Raw genomic sequence first — 6,571 nt, forward strand, 5'->3', positions numbered from 1 at the left:
TACATTGGCGGAGTGCGGTCTACGCGATGGTGTCGTGGGACCGGCTTTAGCCGGGAAGAGGTCAGTACAGTCGCTACATCTTCATCGCCTGGAATGCCGCCTTCCCGGCTAAAGCCGGTCCCACGTCTTGAAATGATCAATCCGTTCTAGGCAAATACAACGTCACCCGCAGTCCGCCGCCGCGCAGGTTCTGCAGGCTGACCTCACCGCCATGGCTGTGTGCGATGTTACGGGCGATGCCCAGGCCGAGGCCATAACCTTGCTGTTGATTGCCCGCGAGCCGGAAGTGCGGTTCGAACACTCGCTCAAGGCGCTGCTCCGGTACGCCCGGCCCTTCATCGTCCACGTGCAGGACGAAGGCCTGGAGGTTGTCCTCGATCTTGAGGTGAGCTTTGGTGCCGTATTTGAGAGCGTTGTCGATCAGATTGCCGATGCAGCGCTTGAGCGCCAGCGGTTTGCCGGGGTAAGGCCCAAGCGCCTTGCCCTCCTGCGTGGCGTTGCCATTGCCATGAGGCGCCAGGTAAGGCTCAACCAGGCAATCGAGCACATGGTTAAGGTCAACAGCCTCGATGTTCTCGTGAATGTCAGTGTCCTTCACGCATTGCAGCGCGCCTTTGACCAACAGCTCCAGCTCATCGAGGTCGCGGGTGAATTTGGCTTGCAGGGCTTCGTCCTCAAGCAACTCGACGCGCAGTCGCAAGCGAGTGATCGGTGTGCGCAGGTCATGGGAGATCGCGCTGAACAATTGACCACGCTCGGTCAGGTAACGGCTGATGCGAGTACGCATGGCGCTGAACGCCCTGCTGACCTCCACTACCTCACTGGCACCGCCTTCGACATCCGGCTCGACATCCGCCCCCAGCGACATGTCGCGCGCAGCCCGTGCCAGACGTTTGAGCGGCCGACTCTGCCAATGCACCAGCAACCCAATGAACAACAGCAGAAAACCGCTGGTAAGCAGGATGAACCAGACCTGTTGCAGTGGCAGGTCCTGTTCTTCAAGAGTGGTGTAAGGCTCAGGCAGCAGCGACGCGATGTACAACCACTCCCCTGCCGCCAGCTCGATTTGCGTCACCAGCACGGGCGGGTTAACAGGTTCCAGAGTGAGTGCGTAATGCGCCCAGGAGCGCGGCAGTTCATCCAGAGTCAGACCGCTATTGAAGATGCGCAAGTCTTCAGGCCGTACGAACCACACTGCAATGGCCGGATCATTGCCCAGATGCTGACGCAGCACGTCGTCGACGGCGGTCAGCACCGCCTGTTTACGCGGCGTGGCATCCAGCACTTTCATGTCCAGCGGACGATCATTGAGGGACACCACAAAGCGCGTGCCGCCCATACTGCGCAGCTGGTCGAGCACCAACGGGCGATAGGCCAACGGCAAGGACCGAAAGTAACTGACGCTGGCCGCCATGGAGTGAGCAAGGCTGCGCGCACTGGTGACCAGACCTTCCATTTGCGTGGCACGCAGTTGCGACAACCAGATCACACTCGATAGCGCCTGAGCAAGCAACACTGCCAGCAAGGTCAACAGCAACATGCGCCCAAGCAACGAGCGTGGCAGCGGCAAACAGCGCCGTGGTGCATCGTTGATCAGCACTCAGTAACCACTGCTGGCTTGGCAGATCACATTGGCAGCCAACAGATAACCACTGCCACGCACGGTCCGGATCAAGCGCGGCGACTTGCCGGTATCACGTAGACGCTGGCGAAGACGGCTGACCGCCATATCGACGATACGCTCCAGGGGCATCAGTTCTCGGCCACGGGTGGCGTTGCCGATGGTGTCACGGTCGAGGATCTGTTGCGGGTTATCGAGGAACAGCTTGAGCAGCGCAAAGTCGGCGCCGGACAGGATGACCTCCTCACCGTCACTGTGGAACAGCCGGTGGCTGACCATGTCCAGCCGCCACTCATCAAAGGTCAGCACATCACCGCCCACGCGCTCTTGTCCGAACTGCGCACGCCGCAACAGGGCTTTGATACGGGCAACCAGCTCTCGCGGGCTGAAAGGTTTGCCGAGGTAGTCATCCGCTCCCAGCTCCAGACCGATCACACGGTCTGCTTCATCTGAGCTGGCGGTGAGCATGATGATGGGCACATGGGGATGGCGAACATGTTGGCGCACCCAACGGCAGAGGCTGAAGCCGTCTTCGTCGGGCAGCATCACGTCGAGGATCAGCAGGTCGCCGGGTTCGTCATTGAATGCCTGACGAAAGCCCGCACCATCGCCGACGGCACGCACCTGAAAGCCGGAGCGGCTCAGGTAGGTTTGCAGCAACTCACGAATCTCCTGGTCGTCATCGACCAGCAGGATCGATTTACTGACTGAGCTCACTGGGATCGTCCTTGTTGCTATGGATCGTTATTGTTAGGGGTGGAACCTGAACACAAACCCTGTAGGAGCTGCCGAAGGCTGCGAAGGCGGTTTACCTGACACACCGTCATCGCAGCCTTCGGCAGCTCCTACAGACAAATCACAGCTCTACCGCGCGCTCTTCACCAAACGCCTGCTGCAACGCCACACCGGCCCCCATCAAACCTGGATACTCGGCGGTCACCAGCCAGACCGGGATGCCTTTGAAGTAATCGCTCATTACTCCCTTCTCGGCAAAAGCGCGCTTGAAACCGCTGTTCATGAAGAACTCGGTAAAACGCGGCACCACGCCGCCAACGATGTACACGCCACCACGACCGCCGACGGTGAGCACATTGTTACCTGCCACGCGCCCGAGGAACACACAGAATTGCTCCAGCACGGCGGCAGCAACAGGATCGCCCGCGACGGCTGCCGAGGTAATGGCTGCCGGAGATTTGAGCACCGGTTCGATATCGTCCAGCGCACAGCTGACCTGGTAGAGCAGCAACAGCCCGGCACCACTGAGTACGGTTTCGGCGCTGACGTGTTCATGCTCCGCCATCAAGCGCATCCACAGCATGGCTTCGCGCGCATTGCCGATGGGCAGATCGATATGCCCCCCCTCGCCCGGCAAGGCCATCCAGTGATTGACGCCGACACTGAGCAAGGTGCCAACCCCGAGCCCGGTTCCTGGTCCCACCACCACACGCGGGCGATCCGGCTCGCCGATACCGTGACAGACCGTCAGGTATTCATCGTCAGCCAGGCGCGTCATACCCAGCGCCATGGCACTGAAGTCGTTGATCAACAGCAGATCATCAATTTTCAGATTCGCGGAGAACGCCGATTTGCTGAGCTTCCAATGGCTGTTGGTAAACTCGAATTCGTCGCCATCCACAGGCCCGGCAACCGCCAGACAGACGGAACCTACGTCGCCTCTTTGCAGCTCCAGATCCTGAAGATAGACCTCAACGGCCTTCTCCGGGCTGGCATAGTCGATGGTCGGGAATACCCGGATCGAATGCAGCTTGTCGTCTTCCCAAATGGCAAAACGTGCATTGGTACCGCCAATATCACCGACCAGGGCCAACTTCACTTAAGCGTCTCCAGACTCGAGGTAAAGGCGCTGGCGCCCTGCTCAGCGGAGCTGAAGGCCATGCGCATGAAACCGAACAGTTCGCGACCGCAGCCGACCGCATTGTCCAGATGGCCCACAGCGGGTTCTCTGGCGGCCAATTCTGCCGGTTCGATCAGAACTTGCAAGGTCCCTTTTACGCCATCCACACGGATAATGTCGCCATCCTGCACGAGGGCCAAAGGGCCACCACTGTAGGCTTCAGGGCAGACGTGAATGGCTGCCGGGATCTTGCCCGATGCGCCTGACATGCGTCCGTCGGTGACCAGCGCAACCTTGAAACCCCGGTCCTGCAGAACACCCAGAAATGGTGTCATTTTGTGTAGCTCAGGCATGCCGTTGGAGCGCGGCCCCTGAAAGCGCATGACAGCCACGAAATCACATTCCAGCTCGCCAGCCTTGAACGCATCCGCCAGGTCCTGCTGATCGTGAAAGACTTTTGCCGGGGCCTGAACAATCTGATGCTCCAGGGCGACGGCCGAAACCTTCATCACACCGCGTCCCAGATTGCCTTCCATCACCCGCAGGCCACCTTCAGGTGAGAACGCTTTGGCGACCGGACGCAGGATGTTTTCATCGAGGCTTTCGATCGGGCCTTCGCGCCATACCAGCTTGCCGTCTTCCAGGAATGGCTCTTGGGTATAACGGCTCAGACCGCGGCCCAGCACGGTGTTGACGTCCTCATGGAGCAGACCGGCTTCCAGCAACTCGCGAATCAGGAACGACATGCCGCCAGCAGCCTGGAAGTGGTTGATATCGGCTTTGCCGTTTGGATAGACATGAGTCAGGGTCGGCACGACTTCAGACAAGTCAGCCATGTCCTGCCAGGTTAGTTGAATACCCGCGGCTTGAGCGATGGCTGGCATGTGCAAGGTATGGTTGGTGGAGCCGCCCGTGGCGTGCAGCGCGACAATCGAATTGACCAGCGAACGCTCGTCGACGATTTCGCCGATGGGCATGAAGTTGCCGCTCTGCATGGTCATGCGCGTCACTTGCTGTGCGGCCTCGACCGTCAGGGCATCACGCAGCGGAGTGTACGGATTGACGAATGACGAGCCGGGCAAATGCAGGCCCATGACTTCCATCAGCAATTGGTTGGTGTTGGCGGTGCCGTAGAAAGTGCAGGTGCCTGGGCCGTGGTAAGACTTCATCTCGGAGTCCAGCAACTCTTCACGGGTGGCCTTGCCTTCGGCATAACGCTGGCGGACATCGGCTTTTTCCTTGTTGGAAATACCGGAAACCATCGGCCCGCCCGGAATAAAAATCATCGGCAGATGGCCGAAGCGCAGCGCCCCCATCATCAGGCCCGGCACGATCTTGTCGCAGACGCCCAGCATCAATGCGGCGTCGAACATGTTGTGAGAGAGCGCTACGGCAGTAGACATGGCGATGACTTCACGGCTCGCGATGCCAATCTCCATGCCTGGCTCGCCCTGGGTTACACCGTCGCACATGGCCGGTACACCACCGGCAAACTGACCGACCGAACCAATGTCACGTAAAGCCTGTTTGATCTGGTTGGGGAAGTGCTCGTACGGCTGATGCGCCGAGAGCATGTCATTGTAGGAGGACACGATAGCAACGTTAGCCGCGTTCATCATGCGCAAAGTGTTTTTGTCTTCAGGACCACAGGCTGCGACGCCATGAGCGAAGTTGGCGCACTGCAGCTTGCCGCGCATCGGGCCGTCGCTGGCGGCGCCTCGAATCAGTTGCAGATAGCGCTGCCGGGTTTCTTGACTACGGGCTATCAGCCGCTCGGTTACTTCAAGGATGCGGGGATGCATGTGCTGAACTCCAGGCTAACGTATGTGGTCACCCGTTTCAGACCTTGCAGATTTCGAGGCACAGGCCTTATCTGTAAAAGCTTGATCTCGATCAACTGTTTTGGCCTTACAGGCTTCTCGTTGTAGATAAAACAAAATATTGCCACTAAAAAGGCTTGTTTTCTATTTCTATGCGAATAATCTTGTAATTCCAACAACAAATTCAGAAAGGACGGCTGTATGACTCTTCGTATCGCAATCAATGGTTTTGGCCGCATCGGCCGCAACGTCCTACGCGCACTGTATACCCAAGGCTACCGCCAAGACCTGCAGGTCGTCGCCATCAATGATTTGGGCGACAGTGAGATGAACGCTCACCTGCTCCGTTTCGACACCGTTCACGGGCCTTTTTCCGGCACGGTCGAGTGTGACAGCGAGAGCCTGACGGTCAATGGTGACCGTATTGCGGTCAGCGCCATTCGCAACCCTGCCGAGTTGCCGTGGAAAGCACAGGACATCGACGTGGTGTTCGAATGCACCGGTCTGTTCACCAGCCGCGACAAAGCCGCTGCGCACCTGACTGCCGGTGCTCGCAAGGTGATTATCTCGGCCCCGGCTCAAGGTGCCGACGCGACCATCGTCTATGGCGTTAACCACGACACGCTGCGTAAATCGCATCAAATCATTTCCAGCGCATCCTGCACGACTAACTGCCTGGCTCCGGTCGCACAAGTGCTGCACCGTGAACTGGGTATCGAAAGCGGCTTGATGACCACTATTCATGCCTACACCAACGATCAGAATCTGATCGATGTCTATCACACCGACCCGTACCGTGCGCGCTCGGCCACTCAGTCGATGATCCCGAGCAAGACCGGCGCGGCCGAAGCGGTAGGCCTGGTACTGCCGGAACTGGCGGGCAAACTGACGGGCATGGCAGTTCGCGTTCCGGTGATCAATGTGTCGCTGGTGGACCTGACCGTACAACTGACTCGCGACACCACGGCTGCGGACGTCAATGCGCTGATGAAAGAAGCCAGTCAGCATTCGAAGGTTTTGGGATACAACACGTTGCCGCTGGTTTCTCACGACTTCAATCACAATCCGCTGTCGTCGATTTTCGATGCCAATCACACCAAAGTCAGCGGCAAACTGCTAAAAGTTCTGGCGTGGTACGACAACGAATGGGCGTTCTCCAACCGCATGCTGGATAACTGCCTGGCGCTGCATAACGCGGAGTAAAACTGGCGGAGTGCTTGCGCCTTGTAGGAGCTGCCGAAGGCTGCGATAGCATTTTTTTGTTTGGACACCCCA

General features: G+C 58.5%; 5 protein-coding genes. 1 reads left to right on the forward strand and 4 read right to left on the reverse strand.

Annotated elements, in window-relative coordinates; genetic code table 11:
• Positions 1 to 136: 136 nt before the first annotated feature.
• From H8S59_RS25270 to edd, 4 genes are all read right to left on the reverse strand, one after another.
• On the reverse strand, positions 137 to 1,540 hold the full coding sequence (locus tag H8S59_RS25270; RefSeq protein ID WP_095094457.1) for an ATP-binding protein: 1,404 nt from the start codon (positions 1,538 to 1,540) through the stop codon (positions 137 to 139).
• A 60-nt stretch (positions 1,541 to 1,600) separates the two neighbouring features.
• Positions 1,601 to 2,338: a response regulator gene (locus H8S59_RS25275; protein WP_095094188.1), complete on the reverse strand. Its 738-nt coding sequence runs from the start codon at positions 2,336 to 2,338 to the stop codon at positions 1,601 to 1,603.
• Between the two features lie 139 nt (positions 2,339 to 2,477).
• Positions 2,478 to 3,455: a glucokinase gene (locus tag H8S59_RS25280; protein WP_095094187.1), complete on the reverse strand. Its 978-nt coding sequence runs from the start codon at positions 3,453 to 3,455 to the stop codon at positions 2,478 to 2,480.
• Positions 3,452 to 5,278, reverse strand: coding sequence for a phosphogluconate dehydratase (gene edd / locus H8S59_RS25285; RefSeq protein WP_187523204.1), 1,827 nt, complete (start codon positions 5,276 to 5,278; stop codon positions 3,452 to 3,454). Before edd ends, H8S59_RS25280 begins: the two co-directional genes overlap by 4 nt.
• 219 nt (positions 5,279 to 5,497) lie before the next feature.
• On the opposite strand from edd, the gene gap reads away from it, so the two are divergent.
• On the forward strand, positions 5,498 to 6,499 hold the full coding sequence (gap, locus tag H8S59_RS25290; protein ID WP_027898731.1) for a type I glyceraldehyde-3-phosphate dehydrogenase: 1,002 nt from the start codon (positions 5,498 to 5,500) through the stop codon (positions 6,497 to 6,499).
• The last annotated feature ends 72 nt before the right edge of the window (positions 6,500 to 6,571 follow it).

The sequence above is a fragment of the Pseudomonas folii genome (assembly GCF_014357575.1).
In the GTDB taxonomy this organism is placed as follows: domain Bacteria; phylum Pseudomonadota; class Gammaproteobacteria; order Pseudomonadales; family Pseudomonadaceae; genus Aquipseudomonas; species Aquipseudomonas folii.